The organism is Neopoerus faecalis (genome assembly GCF_029218125.1).
Taxonomy (GTDB): domain Bacteria; phylum Bacillota; class Clostridia; order Oscillospirales; family Oscillospiraceae; genus Oscillibacter; species Oscillibacter faecalis_A.
The window spans coordinates 173,229-194,408 of sequence record NZ_JARFXX010000003.1 but is presented as its reverse complement, the minus strand read 5'-3'; the positions used below and the strand labels follow the sequence as shown (position 1 = coordinate 194,408).

Annotated in this window: 22 protein-coding genes and 1 other RNA gene; 18 read left to right on the top strand and 5 right to left on the bottom strand. The window is 57.7% G+C overall.

Annotation, left to right across the window (positions count from 1 at the left end; genetic code table 11):
* Window positions 1–13: 13 nt before the first annotated feature.
* Window positions 14–1,501, bottom strand: a complete 1,488-nt coding sequence (gene gltX, locus PY311_RS05210) for a glutamate--tRNA ligase (protein ID WP_286147613.1) — start codon at window positions 1,499–1,501, stop codon at window positions 14–16.
* Between the two features lie 196 nt (window positions 1,502–1,697).
* Between gltX and trpS the strand changes: the two genes are divergently transcribed.
* From trpS to PY311_RS05190, 4 genes are read left to right on the top strand one after another with little or no spacing between them, the layout of a single operon-like run.
* Complete coding sequence (trpS, locus tag PY311_RS05205; protein ID WP_286147612.1) at window positions 1,698–2,705, top strand: tryptophan--tRNA ligase; 1,008 nt, start codon at window positions 1,698–1,700, stop codon at window positions 2,703–2,705.
* Between the two features lie 14 nt (window positions 2,706–2,719).
* Window positions 2,720–3,859 carry an MraY family glycosyltransferase gene (locus PY311_RS05200; protein ID WP_286147611.1) on the top strand — a complete coding sequence of 380 codons (1,140 nt, stop codon included), beginning with the start codon at window positions 2,720–2,722 and terminating at the stop codon, window positions 3,857–3,859.
* Complete coding sequence (wecB, locus tag PY311_RS05195; RefSeq protein WP_286147610.1) at window positions 3,852–4,997, top strand: non-hydrolyzing UDP-N-acetylglucosamine 2-epimerase; 1,146 nt, start codon at window positions 3,852–3,854, stop codon at window positions 4,995–4,997. The genes PY311_RS05200 and wecB overlap by 8 nt, the downstream gene beginning before the upstream one ends.
* A 33-nt stretch (window positions 4,998–5,030) precedes the next feature.
* Complete coding sequence (locus tag PY311_RS05190) at window positions 5,031–5,777, top strand: hypothetical protein (protein ID WP_286147609.1); 747 nt, start codon at window positions 5,031–5,033, stop codon at window positions 5,775–5,777.
* A 72-nt stretch (window positions 5,778–5,849) separates the two neighbouring features.
* On the opposite strand, the gene PY311_RS05185 is transcribed toward PY311_RS05190, so the two are convergent.
* From PY311_RS05185 to PY311_RS05170, 4 genes are all read right to left on the bottom strand, one after another.
* A complete protein-coding gene (locus PY311_RS05185; protein WP_286147608.1) occupies window positions 5,850–6,437 on the bottom strand; it encodes a 5-formyltetrahydrofolate cyclo-ligase in 588 nt (195 codons plus the stop codon).
* Window positions 6,434–7,648, bottom strand: coding sequence for a DNA polymerase Y family protein (locus PY311_RS05180; protein WP_286147607.1), 1,215 nt, complete (start codon window positions 7,646–7,648; stop codon window positions 6,434–6,436). Before PY311_RS05180 ends, PY311_RS05185 begins: the two co-directional genes overlap by 4 nt.
* Before the next feature lie 291 nt (window positions 7,649–7,939).
* An RNA gene (rnpB, locus tag PY311_RS05175) (RNase P RNA component class A) lies at window positions 7,940–8,308 on the bottom strand.
* A gap of 47 nt (window positions 8,309–8,355) precedes the next feature.
* Window positions 8,356–9,186 (bottom strand): DegV family protein, encoded by an 831-nt coding sequence (locus tag PY311_RS05170; RefSeq protein WP_286147606.1) that lies wholly within the window; start codon window positions 9,184–9,186, stop codon window positions 8,356–8,358.
* A gap of 246 nt (window positions 9,187–9,432) precedes the next feature.
* Between PY311_RS05170 and PY311_RS05165 the strand changes: the two genes are divergently transcribed.
* From PY311_RS05165 to PY311_RS05100, 14 genes are all read left to right on the top strand, one after another.
* Window positions 9,433–9,837 carry a type II secretion system protein gene (locus PY311_RS05165; RefSeq protein WP_286147605.1) on the top strand — a complete coding sequence of 135 codons (405 nt, stop codon included), beginning with the start codon at window positions 9,433–9,435 and terminating at the stop codon, window positions 9,835–9,837.
* 34 nt (window positions 9,838–9,871) lie between these two features.
* Window positions 9,872–11,242, top strand: coding sequence for a UDP-N-acetylmuramoyl-L-alanine--D-glutamate ligase (gene murD / locus PY311_RS05160; protein ID WP_286147604.1), 1,371 nt, complete (start codon window positions 9,872–9,874; stop codon window positions 11,240–11,242).
* Between the two features lie 50 nt (window positions 11,243–11,292).
* Entirely contained in the window at window positions 11,293–11,997 is a 705-nt protein-coding gene (yunB, locus tag PY311_RS05155) for a sporulation protein YunB (protein WP_286147603.1), read from the top strand.
* A 12-nt stretch (window positions 11,998–12,009) separates the two neighbouring features.
* A complete protein-coding gene (ligA, locus tag PY311_RS05150) occupies window positions 12,010–14,007 on the top strand; it encodes an NAD-dependent DNA ligase LigA (RefSeq protein ID WP_286147602.1) in 1,998 nt (665 codons plus the stop codon).
* Window positions 14,004–14,234 (top strand): hypothetical protein, encoded by a 231-nt coding sequence (locus tag PY311_RS05145; protein ID WP_286147601.1) that lies wholly within the window; start codon window positions 14,004–14,006, stop codon window positions 14,232–14,234. The genes ligA and PY311_RS05145 overlap by 4 nt, the downstream gene beginning before the upstream one ends.
* A gap of 7 nt (window positions 14,235–14,241) precedes the next feature.
* Entirely contained in the window at window positions 14,242–14,973 is a 732-nt protein-coding gene (gene ispD / locus PY311_RS05140; RefSeq protein ID WP_286147600.1) for a 2-C-methyl-D-erythritol 4-phosphate cytidylyltransferase, read from the top strand.
* A complete protein-coding gene (gene ispF, locus PY311_RS05135; RefSeq protein ID WP_434059929.1) occupies window positions 14,970–15,455 on the top strand; it encodes a 2-C-methyl-D-erythritol 2,4-cyclodiphosphate synthase in 486 nt (161 codons plus the stop codon). Before ispD ends, ispF begins: the two co-directional genes overlap by 4 nt.
* Window positions 15,456–15,545: 90 nt before the next feature.
* Window positions 15,546–15,797 carry a putative Se/S carrier protein gene (locus PY311_RS05130; protein WP_286147599.1) on the top strand — a complete coding sequence of 84 codons (252 nt, stop codon included), beginning with the start codon at window positions 15,546–15,548 and terminating at the stop codon, window positions 15,795–15,797.
* On the top strand, window positions 15,794–16,921 hold the full coding sequence (locus PY311_RS05125; protein WP_286147598.1) for an aminotransferase class V-fold PLP-dependent enzyme: 1,128 nt from the start codon (window positions 15,794–15,796) through the stop codon (window positions 16,919–16,921). Before PY311_RS05130 ends, PY311_RS05125 begins: the two co-directional genes overlap by 4 nt.
* A gap of 103 nt (window positions 16,922–17,024) precedes the next feature.
* Window positions 17,025–17,918 (top strand): diadenylate cyclase CdaA, encoded by an 894-nt coding sequence (cdaA, locus tag PY311_RS05120; protein WP_286147597.1) that lies wholly within the window; start codon window positions 17,025–17,027, stop codon window positions 17,916–17,918.
* The gene (locus PY311_RS05115) at window positions 17,908–19,173 is read left to right on the top strand and encodes a CdaR family protein (protein WP_286147596.1); all 1,266 of its coding nucleotides are present in this window, start codon (window positions 17,908–17,910) and stop codon (window positions 19,171–19,173) included. Before cdaA ends, PY311_RS05115 begins: the two co-directional genes overlap by 11 nt.
* A 73-nt stretch (window positions 19,174–19,246) precedes the next feature.
* Window positions 19,247–19,657, top strand: coding sequence for a SoxR reducing system RseC family protein (locus PY311_RS05110; protein WP_286147595.1), 411 nt, complete (start codon window positions 19,247–19,249; stop codon window positions 19,655–19,657).
* Window positions 19,657–20,541, top strand: coding sequence for a DUF5685 family protein (locus PY311_RS05105; RefSeq protein ID WP_286147594.1), 885 nt, complete (start codon window positions 19,657–19,659; stop codon window positions 20,539–20,541). The genes PY311_RS05110 and PY311_RS05105 overlap by 1 nt, the downstream gene beginning before the upstream one ends.
* Window positions 20,538–21,167 (top strand): J domain-containing protein, encoded by a 630-nt coding sequence (locus PY311_RS05100; protein WP_286147593.1) that lies wholly within the window; start codon window positions 20,538–20,540, stop codon window positions 21,165–21,167. Before PY311_RS05105 ends, PY311_RS05100 begins: the two co-directional genes overlap by 4 nt.
* The last annotated feature ends 13 nt before the right edge of the window (window positions 21,168–21,180 follow it).

The window sequence follows — 21,180 nt, the reverse complement described above, 5'->3', positions numbered from 1 at the left end:
ATTTTCCTCTCTCTCAATTCAGTTTTGCAAGGCCAAGGCACAGACGCCGCAGCGTTTCGTCCTTACCCAGCAGATGGCAGATTTCAACGGCACCGCCGGGGGTTACCAGCTTACCGGCAGCGGCAATGCGGACAGGCCACATCAGCGTGGCATTCTTAACCTCCAGCTTGGCGGCAAGGTCAATAAGGGTATCGTGGATGGCGTCTGCGGTCCAATCGGAGATGGCCTCCAGAGCGGGGATGGCGGCCTCCAGCATGGCCTTGGACACCTCGGGATTTGTTTTAGACTTTTTGTTGGTGAAAAATTCTGCGTCATAATCCGGCAGCGCATCGAAAAAGTCGATTTTTTCGGGGATGTCGGTCAGCTTTTCGCAGCGGGCCTGCAGCAGCGCGGCGATACCGGCGGCGTCAACGGCGGGGTTCTTTACAGCCTGACGGATATACGGCTCCGCAGCCTTGGCAAAGGCGGCAGGGGTCATGCTGCGGAGATAGGTGGCATTGAAATACGTGAGCTTTTCAATGTCGAAGATAGCAGGGGATTTGGAGATACCGGCAATATCGAAGACCTTGACCAACTCGTCTAAAGAGAAAATCTCCTGCTCTGCGTATTCACCCTTGGGCGCCCAACCCAGCAGCGCCACGTAATTCAAGATGGCATCTGTCAGGAAACCCTGCGCCTTCAGGTCCTCGTAGGAGGGGTCGCCGTGGCGCTTGGACATCTTATTGTGCTGGTCCCGCATGACGGGAGAGCAGTGGACATAGGTGGGAATTTCCCAGCCGAAGGCTTCATAAAGCAGATTGTACTTGGGGGCAGAGGACAAATATTCGCTGCCCCGGACCACATGGGTGATTCCCATGAGATGATCGTCCACCACATTGGCAAAATTATAGGTGGGAAGACCGTCCCGCTTCAAAAGGACCTGATCGTCCAGCGTTTTGTTTTCCACGGTGATATCACCGAAGGAAACATCGTGGAACGTTGTGGTGCCCTCGTGGGGGATGCGCTGACGGATGACATAGGGCTTACCGGCGGCCAGATTTGCGGCCACCTCCTCGGCGCTGAGGCACCGGCAGGGGTCCTCTCCGCGGTCAAAATCACCGGCGTCCTCCTCGGATTCCTCCTTCTCGCAGAAGCAGTAGTAGGCCGCGCCCTTTTCTACCAGGAGCTGTGCGTAGGGCAGATACAGGTCCCGGCGCTGGGACTGGATGTAGGGCCCGGTGGGACCGCCGATGTCCGGCCCCTCGTCATGGTCGAGGCCGCACTCCTTCATGGTGCGGTAAATGACGTCCGTGGCACCCTCCACAAGACGACCCTGATCCGTATCCTCAATGCGGAGGATAAACGTGCCGCCAGCGTGGCGGGCAATGAGCCATGTGTACAGCGCTGTCCGCAGATTGCCTACGTGCATATAGCCGGTAGGGGAGGGGGCAAACCGGGTGCGGACCTTCCCGTGGGGAATGCGGGCCTCCATGTCCTCAAAAAATTTCATATCCAGAGCCATGAATGTGACCTCCATGTTAAAATACGTAATTCTACAGTATATATTATCTCTGCTTTTGACAGGAAAGTCAAGAGGACGGATTGCAATTTTGAAAAGGAGATGCTATACTGTACCAGTTAATATGGAACAGCTTGTACATAGGCCCTTCCCCGATACGGGAACGGTGCTTAAATATAGAAAAAGCGAGGCTATGATTATGGAAAACGCAGTAGAGAAAAAGAGAATTTTAAGCGGTATCCAGCCCTCCGGCGACCTGACGCTGGGCTCTTATCTTGGAGCGATTCGCAACTGGGCGGCGATGTCTGATGAATATGACTGCTATTATATGCTGGCCGATATGCATACCATCACCGTGCGGCAGGTCCCGGCGGATTTGCGCCGCCATACGCTGACGCAGGTGGCGGCCTATATCGCCAGTGGTCTGGACCCGGAGAAGAACGTGCTGTTTGTGCAGTCCCATGTTCCGGCCCACGCCCAACTTGGCTGGGTGCTGGACTGCTACACCATGTTCGGTGAGCTGAGCCGTATGACGCAGTTCAAGGACAAGTCTGCCAAGAACGCGGACAATATCAACGCGGGCCTGTTTACCTATCCCGCGCTGATGGCGGCGGATATTCTGCTTTATCAGGCGGACCTTGTGCCGGTGGGCGGCGACCAGAAGCAGCACGTGGAGATCTGCCGGGATATCGCCACCCGCTTTAACGGCATTTACGGCGATACCTTCAAGCTGCCGGACCCGTATATTCCGCAGGTGGGCGCCCGCATCATGAGCCTGACAACCCCCACCAGCAAGATGAGTAAGTCCGATAAGGACCAGAACGGCTGCATCTATATGCTGGAAAAGCCGGAGGACATCATGCGGAAATTCAAGAAGGCTGTGACGGATTCCGATGCCCATGTGCATTTTGACCCGGTGAATAAGCCTGGCGTATCCAATATGATGCAGATTTACTCCGTTGCCACAGGCAAGGATTATGACGCCATCGAACAGGAATTTGACGGCCGGGGCTACGGCGATTTCAAGACGGCTGTGGGGGAATCCGTGGTAGAGCTGCTGCGGCCCATTCGGGAGGAGACGGAGCGGCTGTTGGCGGACAAGGCGTATCTGGAGAGCGTGTACCGCGCCGGCGCTGAAAAGGCGGCCTATGTTGCCAACCGCACGCTGTCCAAGGTCTATAAAAAAGTGGGCTTTCTTGCCCGGTAACAGCGGAGGAACGCATGAGATTTGATATGCAGCTCATGGGGCCGGTGGTGCTGGCGCTGCTGACCGCGTTGGTGGTCAGCTTCCTGATGACACCGGTGGTCAAGAGCTTTGCCTATAAGGTGGGCGCCATTGATGTGCCCAAGGACGCTCGTCGGATGCACCACAAGCCGATTCCCCGGCTGGGTGGGCTTGCCATCTTTGCAGGCTTTATGGTGAGCATTCTGCTGTTTGTGGATATCCGGCTGAACCCCCAGATGCAGAGCATTCTGCTGGGCGCGGTCATCATTGTTGTGCTGGGTGTGGTGGATGATATTATGGCGCTGCCGGCGAAGCTGAAGTTTGTGGTGCAGATCGCGGCGGCGCTGATACCGGCGCTGAACGGCGTTTCCATTCAGGCACTTTCCAATCCCAACATTTTTTCCGGCAATGCCTATTGGGTGCTGGACTGGCTGTCTATCCCCATTACGGTGCTTTGGATCGTAGGCATTACCAATGCCGTGAATCTTATTGACGGTCTGGACGGCCTTGCCAACGGCGTATCGGCCATCTCCGCCGCCACGGTGCTGGTCATCGCGCTGATCTGCTCCGAAACGCAGGTGGCCATCGTCATGGCGGCGCTGGTGGGGGCCTGTGTGGGCTTTCTGCCCTATAACCTGAATCCCGCCAAAATGTTCATGGGGGATACCGGCGCGACATTTTTAGGTTTTATTCTCGCGACCATGTCCATTCAGGGGCTTTTCAAGTTTTACGCGGTCATTTCCTTTGCGGTGCCGTTTTTAATCTTGGGCTTGCCGATTTTTGACACCGCCTTTGCCATGATTCGCCGTGTGGCTCACGGGCAAAGCCCCATGCACGCAGACCGAGGGCATATCCACCACCGGCTCATTGACATGGGCCTGAACCAGAAGCAGGCGGTGGCGACGCTGTATGTGATCTCCGGGATTTTGGGCCTGTCCGCCGTGGTGCTGACTACCGGGGGAGAGGCCAAGGCTATGCTGCTGCTGGTGGCGCTGTGCATCGTGGCGGTGGTGGCGGCCCGTGTGGTGTTTCCCAAGGAGGTCAAGGAGGAGCTGCACGAGGAGCTTGAGGAGCTGACAGAGCACCACCATAGCGAAAAAGAGGATGCGGAGCACGGGGAGGACGTAAATGGATAAACTGCGAATTATGAGCGTGTTCGGCACCCGGCCGGAGGCTATCAAAATGTGCCCGCTGGTCAAAGAGCTGGCTTCCCGGCCGGAGATCGAGAGCCTTTGCTGCGTCACTGCTCAGCACCGCCAAATGCTGGACAGCGTACTGGAGGTTTTTGACATCAAACCGGATTGGGATTTGGATATTATGACGCCCCGGCAGACGCTTTCCACCATCACCAGCAAGTGCCTCACCGGTATGGACGAGGCCATTGACAGCCTGAAGCCGGATATGATCCTTGTCCACGGAGATACCTCTACCACCTTTGCCGGCGCCCTGTCCGCCTTTTACCATCAGGTAAAGGTGGGACACGTAGAGGCTGGATTGCGAACATATGACAAGTATTCTCCCTTTCCGGAGGAAATGAACCGTAAGCTGGTATCCTCCATTGCGGACCTCTATTTTTGTCCCACGGTGAACAACAAAAATAATCTCCTGAAGGAGAACATTACGGAGGGCCTGTTCATCACCGGCAACACAGTGATCGATGCTCTGAAGACCACGGTGCGGGAGAATTATCGGTTTTCTACCGAGGAACTGAATCGCCTGCCCTATGGAGAAAAGAAAATTATTTTAGTTACCTGCCACCGCCGGGAAAATTACGGCGAGCCCATGAAAAACATCATGCTGGCCCTGCGGCAGATCGCGGAGCAGAACCGGGAGGTGGAGCTAATATATCCCGTTCACCTCAGCCCGGTGGTCCGGGAAGCGGTGGATACCTATCTCCGGGGCGCGCCCCGGGTGCACCTTATTGACCCGCTGCCCGCAGACGAGATGCACAATCTCATGGCCCGCTGCTATATGGTCATGACGGATTCCGGCGGCTTGCAGGAGGAGGCCCCGGCATTGGGGAAGCCTGTGCTGGTGATGCGCCGGGAAACGGAGCGGCCCGAGGCCGTGGAGGCCGGAACGGTCAAGCTCTGCGGCGTGGTGCAGGATGACATCGTGACCATGGCGGAGCGGCTGATTCGGGATAAAGCAGCCTACGAAAAAATGGCACATGCGGTCAATCCCTATGGGGATGGCGCGGCTTGCCGCCGCATTGCGGATGATATTTTGTGGTATTTCGGCAGACGGGAGCAGCCTGCTGAGGATTTGGCATAACTGGCAGACACCATCGGCAGAAGGAGGGGCATCGTGGATAAGCGGCGGCTGAAATTCATCACATGGGGCTTTGTGCTTCTCACTGCGGTGATCGTTGCGCTGATGCTGATGAGCAATCTGCGCCGTTCCTCCCGAGTGGAGCTGCCGGATACGGAGAATGACGCGCAGGGAAGTGAAAACGTTCCAACGGAGGGCAGCGCCCTGACGGTGGTGGAGGTCAGGCCGGAAACGGTGCAGGCCGCTATTGAAACGCTGCACCGTCCGCAGGCGTACCGCAGGAGTGTGACGGTGGAATATCTCTGGAACAGCGACAGCGGTACGGCGGAAATGACCACGGCTGTGCTGAATGGGTGGACCCGGGTGGACCGCACACTGGCGGACGGACAGACTCGGCACGTGATTACGGATGGAACGGTCAGCTATATCTGGTATAATGAGGAAAGTGATTTCCATACCGGCGCATCTGCGGATATTTCCGCCGATGCGGAGCAGGCAATCCCCACCTATGAGGAAATATTGGCGCTGCCGCCGGAAACCATCACGCAGGCGGATTACCGCACTGTGTCCGATGTCCGCTGTATCTATGTGGAAACGGCAGAGGATGAGTGGGGCTATACCCAGCGGTACTGGGTCAGCGTGGATACCGGTCTGCTGGTAGTGGCGGAGCGGCTGTATGACGGAGAGCCTGTGTACCGCATGGCGGCGTTGACTGTAGACCAGTCCATTCCCAGCACGTATGATTTTACTCTGCCGGACGGTACAATTCTGGTGGCTGAATAAAACGTAAAACGCTCCCCCGGAAGGTTATGCCTTCCGGGGGAGCGTTTTTGAAGATTGTTTTGGCGTTTTCGCTTAGCCGAACGGCGCGGGGATACCGTCCTCATACAGTGCCCGCTCCGTCAGGACCCATGGGACAGGGTAATCGTGGGGCTCTACGGGAATTTCCTGCCGCAGCAGTTGTTCCCGGCATAGTAGGACCGTTCCTCCCCGGTACTGAGAGAGAAAGTGGTCATAGTATCCACAGCCGTGTCCAAGACGCTGCCCCAGCACATTGCAGGTGACGCAGGGGAGAATGGCAAAGTCAATGGCATCCACCACTACCAACGGCGCATCGGCTGGCGGCTCCGGGATAGCGTGCGCGCCGGGGAGAAGCTGGTGCAGGTCGGTGATCTGCCGGGGCTCCATAATGCCGGGAGCGGTGCACAGCGGCACACAGAGCGTTTTCCCGGAAGATAAAATATGCTCCAATATGGGTCGGGTGTTGATCTCGTGCGCTGTGCCGATAAAGCAGAACACAGTCTGCGCCTCTTGATACTCCGGCATAGCCAGCAGCCGGTGCGCGATGGCTCGGTCGCTTTTTTCCTTGTAGGACGGGCTCAGCTTTTCCTCCAAGCGGCTAATCACAGAGCGAAGCTGCTGTTTTTCTTCCTGACGGGTCATGGCAGGGGATCTTCCTCCTTTTCAGGCTGAACAGCGCCGAAGACAATGGCGCTGCCGCCGTATTTTTTTCGGATGGCATCCATGGCGGACTCCAGCTTTTCCTGTCGGGCGCTCCGCTGCCCGGCGCCGGGGTCAAACAAATCTGCCTGCTCAAAGGTATCCGCCTCCGGGGAAAGGTGAATGGCCGTGACGGTCAGCGCTCGGATGGGATTGGGCGGCGTCCAGAGCGTGTCCGTCAGCGCCATGGCGGTATTGGTCAGGTCCCGGATAAGATGCGTGGGAGCAGAAAGTTGCTTTTGCCGGGAGCGGTCATGAAATTCCGGGTCCCGGACCGTCACATGGACGCCGCCGGCATACAGCCCCTCCCGCCGCAGCCGTGTGGCCACGGAATCCGCCAAAAGGGAAATGCCCGCCCGGACCTGTGCCCGCGTGGTAAGATTTTCCGGGAAGGTGAGCCCATTGCCAACGGATTTTACAGGCTCCGCCGCGAGCCTTGGGCGCACCGGGGCAGTATCGAGACCGTTGGCGTAATCGGAGAGCTGCGTTCCCAGCTTTCCCATCAGCAGTTCCAGTGTATCCCGGTCATAGGCGGCTAACTGGCCGATGGTCCGGACGCCATATTTTCCCAGCAGCTTTTGCGCGGCGCCGCCGACATACAAAAGGTCTCCCACCGGCAGGGGCCATACAATATCCCTCCAGTTTTCCCGGGAGATGACGGTGGTGGCGTCCGGCTTTTTATAGTCGCTGCCCAATTTGGCAAAGACCTTATTGAAGCTGACGCCCACGGACAGTGTTAGTCCAAGCTCCCGCTTTACCCGCTGCCGGATGGTGTCTGCCAGCGCTTTGGCGTCACCGCCGAACAGATGCAGCGTGTGGGTCACATCCAGCCAGCTCTCGTCAATGCCGAAGGACTCGGCAAGGTCTGTGTATTCATCATAAATGGCGTTGACCTTTTTGGAATATTCATGGTACAGCCTGCGGTGGGCGGGGAGGAGCACCAGATTGGGACATTTCTTTTTCGCCTGCCAAATGGTCTCAGCGGTTTTGACACCGCACCGCTTGGCCGGTTCGTTTTTGGCTAAAATGATACCGTGGCGGGAGGCGGGGTCGCCGCATACCGCCGTAGGCACCTCCCGCAGGTCCGGGCGGGAGAGCAGCTCCACCGAGGCGTAAAAGCAGTTCAGGTCGCAATGGAAAATCACGCGCTCCATGAATATCCCTCCTCCCGAATTTGTAAATCCAGTATAGCACATCTGTTCGGATTTGAAAAGAGAAAAAGGAACAGCGGGTTATCGCTGTTCCTTTGAGGTTGCCGATAAGATGATGAACTTCCCCAAACGGTAAGGAAGCGTGTGTGCGGGAAACCCAAGAAGGGTGTCCCGCACTATTTAAATCAGTAAATTTGAGAGCTTTGAAAAAGCTCTCAAATTTATTCAGCGGGGCGAAAAGAATTTTTCGACACGCAAAAAGGAACAGCGGGTTATCGCTGTTCCTTTTATATCTGTGCGAGCAAAACTGTAAGCCGGGTTCTGTATCTGACAGTCATCTATCTCGACGCACCGTTGCCGGTACGCTCAAGCCACCCCGGGAGCGGCCGGGCCGACCGTGGAGCGCGGGGCTCCTGCTCCCATACCGGTGTTGCTCCGAATAGAGTTTACAGCGATGGATACTTTCACGCACCATCGGGTGAGCTCTTACCTCGCCTTTCCACCCTTACCGCCAAGGCGCAGCCTTGGCGGCGGTATATCTCTGTTGCACTTTTCCTGAAGTCGCCTTCGGCGGGCGTTACCCGTTATCCTTGCCCTGTGGAGCCCGGACTTTCCTCACGGAAGGGCCTTTCGCCCCTTCCGCGCGACTGTCTGTTTTCCTCGCGGGTCTATTGTACGCAAAACAGCGGGAAAAGTCAATGGGAAGTCGATCAATAGGAGAGAATCAGTCCCTTGTCCATGGCGTAGAAGCTGGTGAGACCCCGGCAGGGCAGGACCTCCACAGCCTTTACCGGCAGACGGTCCAGGATCGCGTTCCGCAGCCGCTCGGCGCCCTCGGAGTTCTGGCAGTGGGTGATGATCACATGGCTGTCGGCGCAGTTCTTGGCGTCGGCCATCAACTGGGTGATGGCCTTGGCGGTGTGGGCCTCGCCGCGGGCCTTCTTGGCCACGCGAATCGTGCCCTCGGCCGTGGCCTCCGCGACGATGCGGATGCCCAGCGTCTGGAGCAGGGTGCCGGCCAGAGGCGGCATCCGTCCATTATTTACCAGATTATCAAAATGCTCCAGCGTGAAGCAGAGACGGATATTCTTCTGGCAGGATTGAAGCTCTGTGCACAATTCCTCAAAGGGCAGCCCCCGTTCCGCCAGCTCGGCGGCCTTGCGCAGCAGCAGGATCATAGCGCCGGAGGTGGCACGGGAATCCAGCACAAAGATCTTTTTTTCCGGGTGCTCCGCCAGAACCAGATCTCTTGCAGCCATGGCGGCGTTATAGGAGCCGGAAAGCTGAGAGGAGATGGTCACGCAGATCGTTTCCTCGCCCTGCTCGAAGGCCTCGGCATAGGCGGCGGGGGAGGGACAGGCGGAAGAGGAACGGTGATGGGCCAGCTTGCTCAGCAATGCCGGAATATCCAGCTCCGGCGTATCCAGATAGTCCTGACCGCCGACGTGCAGGCACATGGGCGCTACCGTCAGACGGGCGTAAGGGGAATTGAGTTCCCCGGAGATCAGATCACAGCTGCTGTCGCTGACAAGATTCAACATGGTTTGTTGCTCCTTTAAAAATAGTTTTGCAAACTATTTTTACTATATCGGAAATATGAGCGCTTGTCAAGTGCGGGAAGTCGAGGATAAGCGAAAAGTCAGGAATCGTCAGAGGCCGCAGCGGGCGGCGGAGAAGAAATTTTCCGAAAAAAGGCCCGAAGCGAAAATTCGGCGGTTGTACTTTTAAAGGAAATGTGATATAAAATACTGATGAAACTTTGACAGGCGAAAGGAAAGAGAAGCACCATGTCCCGGAACAGCAACGAAAGACGCAAGCAGGGCTTTACCCTGATGGAAATGCTCATTGTAGTGGCGGTGATCGCGGTTTTGATCGCGGTAGCCATCCCGGTTTTCAGCAGCAGCCTGCACAAGTCGCGGGTGGCAACGGATTGGGCGAATGTGAGAACAGCCTATGCACAATTACAAATGGAACTTGTAAACGGAGAGGTTGACCCGGATTATGACCCGAAAAATATCAGTACGGTGTTTACAAGTGTCAAGATAGATGGAGAACCAGTAAAATTGAAGGAGGGAATTTGCTATATTATCTATAGTGAAGGCGACCAGCGCAGAGGCACACATTATGAGATTGTATATGGCTGTAACAAGAGCCATCCTGATTGCATGCTTCAGCTTGGCATAGAGAGTTAAAAATATAAAAGCTGCAATAAATTAGGAGCGTTATATGGATTTTGAAGCATATTTGACCGCGCTGCGGGGGAAGACGGTGAGTGTCATCGGCATCGGCGTATCTAACCGGCCCCTCATCGAAAAGCTGCTGGAAAAGGGCGTGGCTGTGACCGCCCGGGATAAAAAGGAGAGTTTGGGCGAGTTGGGCGCAGAACTGGCCGCGCAGGGCTGCAAGCTGAAGCTGGGGGAGGACTATCTGAAGGACATTCATGAGGATGTCATCTTCCGCACCCCGGGCCTGCGGCCGGATGTGCCGGAGCTGGCCGCCGCCGTGGCAAGGGGCAGCGTCATCACCTCGGAAATGGAGGCGTTTTTTGAGGTCTGCCCCTGCCCGATTCTGGCCGTGACCGGCTCCGATGGAAAGACCACCACCACAACCATTATCTCCAAGCTGCTGGCGGCGGAGGGGAAAATTGTTCATGTGGGAGGCAACATCGGCCACCCGCTGCTGTGCGATACGCCGGAAATGGCGCCGGAGGACGCGGCGGTGCTGGAACTGAGTTCGTTCCAGCTCATGACCATGCAGAAAAGCCCTCATATCGCTGTGACAACGAATTTGGCGCCCAATCATCTGGATGTTCACAAGGACTATCAGGAATATATTGATGCAAAGGCAAATATCTTTACACACCAGTCACCAAAGGATATTGCCGTATTTAATGCCGATAACGCGGACAGCGTGACGCAGGCGGCGAAGGCCGTGGGGGAGGTTCGCTGGTTCTCCCGGAGAAAGCGGGTAGACAACGGCGTTTTCTGCGAAAACGGCGTGATCTACGAGGCGGCGGAGGGGCGCGTAACGCCCATCATGGAGACAAAGGATATTCTGCTGCCCGGCGCGCACAATGTTGAAAACTATATGGCGGCCTTTGCCGCCGTGCGGGGACAGGTGCGCTACGAGACCATGCGGGAGATCGCAAAGACTTTCGGCGGCGTGGAGCACCGCATTGAGCTGATTCGCACCCGGAACGGCGTGCGGTGGTATAATGACTCTATTGCCTCCAGTCCAAGCCGTACCATCGCGGGCCTGAACTCCTTCCCGGAAAAGGTCATCCTCATTGCCGGCGGCAAGGATAAGGGCATCAGCTATGCGCCCCTTGGGCCTGTGGTGAATGACCATGTGAAGCTGCTGCTGCTGTGCGGCAAAACGGCGGGCGTCATCCGGGAGGCCGTGGAGCAGGCGGAAAACTACAAGGGCTTGGAAATTCTGGATGTAGCGGACTACCACGAGGCGGTGTTCATTGCGGATGCGCGCTCCCAGCCGGGGGACGTGGTGATTTTGTCCCCGGCCAGCACCTCCTTTGACCGCTTTGCAAACTTCATGGAGCGGGGACAGGTGTTCAAGGCCATTGTCAACGAGCTGAAATAAAAGACAGCCTCTCCCGCATACGCTGAAAAAAAGCGTATGGGGGTGGGGCAGTGGGACCGGGCTTTTTCTATTACCACCGTGGGCCGGACCGGCGGCAGGTGCGTAAGGCGCTGATTTTTCTGGCGGTGTCCGGTCTGCTGGCTTTCCTTCTTTATGCGGGGGCGCAGCTGCGGCCCCTGCTGGGGAGCCTTGCCACCACCCGGGTCTCCAACGCCGTGAACCGCATTGTCTATCAGGCGGTGAACGAGGCCATCGACAGCGGCCAGATCGCCTATGAGGAGTTGGTGCGCTACGAAAAGGACAACGAGGGCCGCATTACCATGGTCCGCAGCAATATGGCGGCGTTCAACCGCTTACAGGCGCAGATATTGGAGCTGATTCTCGGCCGTATCGATCAGGTATCTGCTCGAGAGCTGTCCGTTCCGCTGGGGAGCCTCACCGGCTCGCCGCTGCTGGCGGGCCGTGGGCCGCGCATTTCCGTGCGGATGGAGTCGGTGGGGTCCTCGTCCGCCCGGTTTGAAAATCAGTTCGAGTCCGCCGGCATCAACCAGACGAAGCACCGCATCATTCTAAGAATCGATGTATACGTCAGCATTCTGCTGCCGGGCTATTCCACCGTGACCCAGGTTTCCAATGAGATCACGGTGGCGGAGACGGTGATCGTGGGTGCGGTGCCGGAGACCTATACCTATTTTTCCACAACGCCCGATGTTTACGAAGACGATGCCAAGGATTACATACTCAACAAAGACTAAGGAGGACGCTCCATGGAATTTCGCACGGAGTTTGCCGATTACAAGGACGAACTGGCCTTTCTGCGGGCCTATCTTACGGAACAGGGGTATCTTTATTATGTTTTAGACGCCCCGGTGATCCCGGACTATGAATATGACCGTTTGAACCGTCGGCTGGAGGATCTGGAGGCGGCGCACCCGGAGGAGATCACGCCGGATTCTCCCACCCAACGGGTAGGCGGCAAAATTCTGGATTCCTTCCAGCCCTACACCCATGAGGTGCCGCTGGAGAGCTTACAGGATGTATTCAACGAGGCGGAGGTCGCGTCTTTCTGCGAGCGGATGGAGGAGGCGCTGGGGCCCAACGCGGAATATTCCGTTGAGCCAAAGGTGGACGGATTGTCCGTGGCGCTGGAATACCGGGACGGTGTGTTTGTCCGTGGCGCTACCCGGGGCGATGGCCGGGTTGGCGAGGATGTGACGGAGAATCTCCGGACTATCCGCTCTATTCCCATGACGCTGCCGGAAAAGCTGCCCCGGCTTATTGTCCGGGGCGAGGTGTATATGGCCCGCTCTGTGTTTGAGACCATCAACGCCAAACGGGAGCTGGAGGGAAAGCCCCTGATGGCCAATCCCCGAAACGCCGCCGCCGGCTCTCTGCGGCAGCTTGACCCGAAAATCTGCGCCCAGCGGCAGTTGGATATTGCGGTATTCAATTTACAGTTGGCGGAGAGCCGGGAGTTCGTGTCCCACGCGGAGACCATTGACTATCTGGCCGCTCAGCGCTTCAAGGTCATTCCCCACAAAACGCTGTGCGGGACGTCAGACATTCAGGCGGAGATTTTCCGCATCAATGATAAGCGGATGGATTACCCCTTTGATATTGACGGTGCGGTTGTCAAGGTGAATAGCCTGTCGGACCGCACAGTTCTTGGCTCCACGGCGAAATTTCCCAAGTGGGCAGTGGCGTATAAGTATCCGCCGGAGAAGAAGTACGCCACGGTGACGGATATTGTGGTGCAGGTGGGCCGCACCGGTGTGCTGACACCCAAGGCGGTGCTGACCCCGGTGCGTCTGGCGGGCACCACCGTGACCAATGCCACCCTTCACAATCAGGATTTCATCACGGAAAAGGATATCCGAATCGGCGATACGGTTTTGGTGCAGAAAGCGGGTGAGATCATTCCGGAGATTTTGTCCGTGGACACGGCGAAGCGCCCGGAGGGGACAAAGCCCTATCTGCTGCCGGAAACCTGCCCGGTGTGCGGTGCGCCGGTGGCGCGGGACGAGGACGGAGCCGCCGTTCGCTGCACCGGCGCGGAATGTCCGGCGCAGCTTCAGCGAAATATCACTCATTTTGCGGGGCGGGATGCCATGGACATCGAGGGCCTCGGCCCCGCCGTGGTGGCACAGCTGTTGGAAAAGGGACTGATCGCCAATGTGGCGGACCTCTATGAGCTTCACGCGCAGGAGGTGGCCCAGCTGGACCGCATGGGGGCGAAGTCGGCGGAGAATCTGATACGGGCCATTGAAAAATCCAAGGCCAATGACCTCAGCAAGCTCATTTACGGCCTTGGTATCCGGCAGGTGGGCGAAAAGGCCGCCGCCGTTCTGGCGCAGCACTTTGGCTCACTGGACGCGCTGTGCGCTGCCTCCGTGGAGGAGCTGACCGCGATTCCGGATGTGGGCGAAATTACGGCCAGGTGCATTGTGAGCTATTTGAACCAACCGCAGGCCAAGGACCTCATCGCAAGGCTGAAGGCCGCGGGCGTCAATATGGAGAGCACAGTGCAGAAGGTGGATGACCGCTTTGCGGGCATGACCTTTGTGCTCACAGGCACCCTGACCCGATTTGACCGGAAAACGGCGGAGAACGAGATCGTCCTCCGGGGTGGCAAGGCCAGCGGCTCCGTGTCGAAAAAGACCACCTATGTGGTGGCGGGCGAGGCTGCGGGCAGCAAGCTGACAAAGGCCCAGCAGTTGGGCGTCCCCGTACTGACGGAGGACGAATTCGCGGAGTTGCTGAAATGAAGCGGCTGTACGCGACACTGAAGCTCTTTCTTGGATGCAGCATCGGTGTATTTTTAGGGAGATGTATCTACCTGTACTTTGATTTTAAGGCCCGCCCGGAGCTGTATGCCATGCAGCCGGCGCCTTGGTATCAGCCCTTGATATTTCAGGGGCTTTTTACGGCAGGGGCGGTTGCTGTGCTTCTGCTGATGATGCGATTGCTCAAGAATAAGGATAAAAAGGGGTGAAGGGGCCATGCGTTCCCTGTTTCGGAAAATACGAGAGGCGAACCGTCCGATCTGTGCCGCCATTGTGGCGGCGGCGGGCAGCTCAAGCCGCATGGGCGGCGTGGATAAGCTGATGGAATTTCTGGATGGGGTGCCGGTCCTGATTCGGACACTGACAGCGCTTCAGAGGGCGGAGTCGATCGACGAGATCGTGATTGCTGTCCGGGAGGACGCGCTGGTGGAGATCTCCGCGCTTTGCAAGACCTACGGCATTACAAAATGCAAAAAGGTGGTGCGGGGCGGAGAGAGCCGGTGCCACTCCGTTCTGCTGGCGGCGTTGGAGACCTCGCCGGATATTCGGCTTTTAGCGGTGCAGGACGGTGCGCGGCCCCTGGTAACGCCGGAGCTGATCGACCAAGTGGTGGCCGCCGCCGCAAAATGCGGCGCTGCGGCCCCGGCAGTGCCGGTGAAGGATACGATCAAGGTGGCAGCGGCAGACGGTGCGGTGCTGGAGACCCCGGACCGCAGTACGCTGCGGGCGGTGCAAACGCCGCAGGTCTTTGAAGCGGAGCTTTTAAAGGCGGCGCTGCAGTCGGCACTGGAGAACAATGTGCCTGTAACCGATGACTGCTCCGCTGTGGAACAACTGGGGAAGGTTGTTTATCTGGTAGAGGGCGACGAGGAGAACATGAAGATTACCACCCCCATTGACCTGACGGTAGCGGAGGCCATTTTGGCAGAGCGGGAGGCGCGGGCATGACAAAGCTGCGAATCGGACATGGCTATGATGTTCACCGGCTGACAGAGGGACGGAAACTGATTTTGGGCGGTGTGGACATACCCTATGAAAAGGGGCTGCTGGGGCACTCCGACGCCGATGTGCTGACCCATGCCGTGATGGACGCGCTGACAGGCGCGGCCCGGTTGGGTGACATCGGCAGACTGTTCCCGGACACGGACCCGGCCTACGCCGGTATTTCCAGCCTGAAGCTGCTGGCGGAGGTAGGACATCTGCTGGCGAAGCGCGGCTTTGCCGTGGTGAATATTGACGCGACGCTGCTGGCGCAGGCGCCAAAGGTTGGCCCCTACCGTGAGCGGATGGCGGAAAATCTGGCAGCGGCGTTGAATATCGACCTGGAGCTGGTGAATGTAAAGGCCACTACGGAGGAGGGCCTTGGCTTTACCGGGGACGGTTCCGGCATGGCGGCGCACGCCGTGGCGCTGCTGGAAATAATCAAATAGCCGCACAGGTGCATATATTGCAAGGAGACGTACATTCGGTACGTCTCCTTTTTTCCACACTGTCATCCAGCAAGGAGAGGAGGAGCAACTGTGGAATATGATTTGATTCTTGCCCGCTCCGTGACCTACGCACAGCGGATGCAGTCGGCTTTGAACCGTATCGGAATTCGCAGTCAGATTTTCCGGGCGCCAAGAGACCTGACGGATCTGGGCTGCGCCTATCTGGTGCGAATCAGTCCCAACGATCTGGCGGCGGCACTGCCGACGCTGCGGCGAGCGGGGCTTGGTCCGCTGCGTATTTATTTGCAGCGGGGCGGGGACTTTCAGGAGGTGAACCTGTGATCTATCTGGACAGTGCGGCCACAACCTTCCAAAAGCCGCCCACCGTAGCCCGGGCAATGACGGAAGCGCTTTCCACCATGGGCTCGCCGGGGCGGGGCGGACATCCGCTGGCCATGCGGGCGGCAGATACGGCGTTTCGGTGCCGCTCGGAGCTGGCGGCGCTATTTAACATGAAGGAACCGGAACGGGTAATATTCACTACAAACGCAACGCACGGGCTGAATATTGCCATCAAGAGCCTCGTTCCTCGCGGCGGGCGGGTGGTGGTTTCCGGCTATGAGCACAACGCCGTGACACGGCCGCTGGCGGCGCTGGGAGCCGATATATCCGCGGCGGATGCGCCGCCCTTTGACCGCGAGACGGCGGTGGCGGCCTTTGAGAGATTGATCGTTCCGGGCATCGACGCGGTGATCTGCAATCATGTATCCAACGTGTTCGGATGCATCCAGCCCATTGAGGCTGTAGCGGAGCTGTGCCGTGACAGGGGTGTACCGCTGATCGTGGATATCTCCCAGTCCGCCGGGATTCTGCCGCTGGACATGGAGCGTTTGGGAGCGGCGTTCATCGCCATGCCGGGGCACAAGGGACTTTATGGCCCGCAAGGCACCGGCATACTGCTGTGCGGCGGAGACGGATTGCCCGCAGCGCTGTTGGAGGGCGGCACCGGCAGCATTTCGCTCAGTCAGGAGATGCCGGATTTCCTGCCGGACCGGCTGGAGGCGGGGACCCACAATATGCCGGGAATTGCCGGACTGCTGGCGGGGGTACGGTTCGTCCGCCGCCGGGGAACGGATAGGATTCTCCGTCACGAGCAAATGCTGACCCGGCGCACGGCGGAGCTGCTGCGGACGCTGCCTGCGGTGGAGGTCTTTGCCGCGCCGGAGGGAAAGCAGCAGGCAGGCGTTTTGTCTTTCCGCGTTAGGGGCAGGGACCCGGAGCTGATCGGAGAAGCGCTGGCAGAGCGGGGAATCGCCGTTCGGGCGGGGCTTCACTGTGCGCCGCTGGCCCACCGCAGCGCCGGGACACTGAATACCGGGACTGTCCGCGTCAGCTTTTCGGCCTTCAACGCACCAGGGGACTGCGAAGGGCTGTATTACGCACTGCGGGAGGCAATCAAAAAATAAATTCTGAACGGAACGTGAATTTTTAACGGTTTTCCTTGAATTTTACAGGGATTTTCTCTATAATGTAAAATACGAATGCCTTATAAAGAGGTGAGGATGCGAAATGGAAGTAAGATTTGCTGAGGTCAGCGGGTGGATTCTTCGGTATCTGCTGTCCATTGAGATATCGGATATACTGGATATTGCCCTTATGGCGTTCATCCTGTATAAGATATTCACACTGGTGCAGAGTACAAAGGCGGCCAGTCTTGTAAAGGGCCTGATGATCTTTCTGGCGGCTCTGGTGGTTTCCTCCGCCCTGCACCTGAATGGCATCAACTATATCATGCGGAGCATGGCGAATTTGGGCTTGCTGGCGCTGATCGTCCTCTTTCAGCCGGAGATTCGGCGGGTTCTGGAGCAGGTGGGCAGCCGCCGCTTCACGGCGCTATTTATTCATGAGGAGACTGTGGGCGCGGTGGAGCAGGCCATCAGTCAGACGGTGCTGGCCTGTACGGAAATGTCACAGACTCGCACCGGCGCATTGATCGTTTTTGAGCGGGAAATGCAGCTGGATGATATGGTCCGCAGCGGCACGGTGCTGGATGCGGCGGTATCCGGCGAGCTGCTGAAGAATATTTTCTTCGTAAAGGCCCCCATGCATGACGGCGCTGTGATCGTGCGCCACGGACGGGTGCTGGGCGCGGGGTGTATGCTGCCGCTGAGCAAGAATGTAAATCTGTCCCGTGACCTTGGAATGCGCCACCGGGCGGGTATCGGCATGAGCGAAAACTCCGATGCCGTGGTGGTCATTGTCTCTGAGGAGACCGGTTCAATCTCCGTGGCCATCGGCGGAATGCTGAAGCGGCACCTTAAACCGGAAACTCTGGAGAACCTCCTGCGGAACGAGCTGCTTCCGCGGGAGGAGGACGATGCGGACAAGCCGAAATTCAATCTGTTGAATCTGCTGAATCTCCTGAAGCCCAGAAAGAACGGAGGTGCGGACGATGATGAATAAGGACCAGAGATTGCGGAATATTTTCTATTTGCTGCTCTCTATTATCGTGGCGGCCGGTATCTGGTATTATGTGGATGAGTCCAGCGGCCGAATCGTGTTTCAGACGGTATGGGATATTCCCATCGAGTATACCGGAGAGGCGACCTTAGCCGATAACGGACTGATGCTGGTGGAGGGAGATGACAGCGGCACCAGCACAACGGTGGATATCACCTATCGGGGCACCCGGCGGCATATTGTGCAGCTGGACCGCTCCAAGGTGCGGGTAACGGCAGACCTATCCGGCATTACCTCCGCCGGTGTGCAGACGGTGAATATCACACCCTCCTATACGGACCGGGGGTTCAACCAGTCCAATACCGCCATTGACAAGCAGAGCATTTATGTCGCCACTGTGAATATCTGTGAGCTGAGCCATAAGGAGGTAGAGCTCCGCTGTGAGCTGACCGGCAATGTGGCGGAGGGTTATTCCGCTGGAAAGGTGCAGCTATCCCAGACCATCATCCAGCTCCGTGGACAGGAGGCGGATATCGAGGCAGTCAGCTATGCCAAGGTGATCTTTGACATCGGCAAGAACGCCAAGGAGACTGTGACCTCCGAGCTGGAGTATCAGCTATATGATGAAAACGGGCAGATCATTGACAAGTCCTCGATTCACACCGAGGCAGGGCAGATTCAAGCCACGCTGCCGGTGTATGTCACGAAAGAGTTGAAGCTGACGGTAGATTTTCAGGAGGCCCCCGGTGCGCTGCTGAAGGATATGGTCTATGCCATCAAGCCGGACAGCATTATGGTTTCCGGTGACGCCACAGTGCTTAACGGTATGGATTCCATCGTGCTGGACAGCTTTGACCTTTTGAGCGTGACTACGGAGAATACAAGCCACAGCTATGCTATTCTGGTGCCGGATGGCTGTGAAAACCTCAGTGGTGTGACCCGTGCCACGCTGGAGATTGGCTATCCCGACAGAGTGACTCAGACATTGACCGCTACGCGGATTCAACTGGAAAACGTACCGTCCGGCCGGGACGTAGAGGTTCTGACCTCGGAGCTTTTGGTGCAGATATTCGGCACTGCGGAGGCGCTTCATCAGGTCTCGGCTGAGGATGTGATTGTTACGGCTGACCTCAGCGATTATGCGGTGGCGTCCGGGACCTACATGGTGCCGGCCAGCGTTAAGGTGGGAGATGGAACCTCTGTCGGTGTTTCCGGGACATATCAGGTGCAGGTCCGCATCCCCGAGGCTCAGAGCTGAGAAAATGTTTCATTCCGCCGCTTCGGACAGGCAATATGCCGCAGCGGAGCGCGCATCATTTAGGAGCGATATCATGACACAAATTGCAACAGTAGAAAAAATCCTTGACGATACCCATGCGGAGATCTCCGTGCCCCGGAAGTCTGCCTGCGGCCATGACTGCGAGGAGTGCGCCGGTTGCGGCGTCAGCGGCGTTTCCGTTTACGCGAAAGCGCTGAACACGGTGGGGGCACAGCCGGGACAGAAGGTGGTGGTGGAGAGCGACACGAAAAAAATGCTCAAGATCGTCAGCTTTGTTTACCTCATCCCGGTGGTACTGTTTCTGGCCGGATACCTTATCACGCTGGCGCTGACGCCCAGCGTGGCTGTGCAGTATACCGTGGCTGTTGCCGGCGCCGTACTGGGTGTTTTGCTGGCCGTGTGGTATGATCGCCGGGTGAAGGCCCGGGGTGGCCTATCCTTTACCATCGTGCGGGTATTTTAATGTTCGGGTATGTAAGGCCGCCGGTGAATGCGCTGCCGCAGGAGGAACTGGAACGGTTCCGGCGGATGTACTGCGGACTTTGCCATACCCTCTCCCGGCGGTACGGGCAGGCGGCCCGGTTCATCCTGAATTATGATTTTACCTACCTTGCCATTTTGCTGTCCTCCGGGGAGGAGGGCCGACGCTCCGAGGCCCGGTGCTATACAAGCCCACTGAAAAAGCGGGCGTATCTGGAACCGGACGCGGCCATGGAGCTGGCGGCGGATGAAAGCGTGATTCTTGCCTATTGGCAGCTGCGGGACGGAGTTGCGGATCACGGCTTGGTCTCCGGCCTGAAGTATCGGGCCGGGGCGGGGCTTTTGGAGCACGCTTATCGAAAGGCTGCCGCGCTGCGGCCGGACTTTGATGATGCCGTTTGCCGGCAGCTTGGGATTTTGAGCGAGCTGGAGCAGGAGAATGACCCCTCTATGGACAGGGCGGCGGACAGCTTTGCCGTGCTGCTGTCCCACGCGGCGGGAGAGGTGACCGACCCGGTGCGGCGGCGAATATTGGAACAGCTTTTATATCATCTTGGCCGCTGGGTTTATCTCATTGACGCCGCAGATGACATGAAAAAGGACATTGCCGAGGGCGGCTACAATCCGGTGAGCCTGCGCTATGGCCTCTCCGATGGCGTTTGGACGCCGGAGAGCCGCCGCGAATTTGCGCTGACGTTGGACCATTCGATTCATCAGATGGCGGCGGCCTTTGAACTGTGGGATTTCGGCGTATGGACGCCGATTTTGCAGGTCACGTTTTATCAGGGACTCTTTCAGGTGGGACGGGCTGTTCTGGACGGTACATTCCACCGGAAAAATATCAGAGAGATTGAGGAAGCTAAATGAACGATCCATATCAGGTTTTGGGCGTATCCAGAACCGCAACCGATGAGGAGATCAAAAAGGCATACCGGGATCTGGCCCGGAAATATCATCCCGATAACTACCATGACAGTCCCTTGGCGGATCTGGCACAGGAGAAAATGAAGGAGATCAACGCCGCCTACGAGGAGATCACCAAGGAGCGCAGCGGGCGGGGACGGTCTGCCGGGAGCACGCAGCAGAGCGGCTATGGCGGCTATGGGTACGGCGGACAGAGCTATTCCGGCAGCGCCACGGTTTTGCAGCAGGTGCGCTACGCAATTCAGCTCGGCGATTTGAACCGGGCAGAGGTGCTGCTGGCAAATTACAGTGACCACAACGCCGAGTGGAACTTCCTTAAGGGTGCTGTCTGTTATCGCCGGGGCTGGATGGACGAGGCAAAGCGCTATTACCAGACCGCCTGCCAGATGGACCCGGGCAACGCGGAGTACCGTCAGGCATTGGACTACATGGAAAACGGCCCCCGACAGGCTTACACGCCAGGCGGAACCACTTTTGGGACGGACCTGTGCGGCAGTAATCTGTGCCTGCCTATGTGCTGCCTGTGGTCACTTTGCAGCGGCAGTGTGCCAATCTGCTGCTACTGCTGATAAATAACGTGTA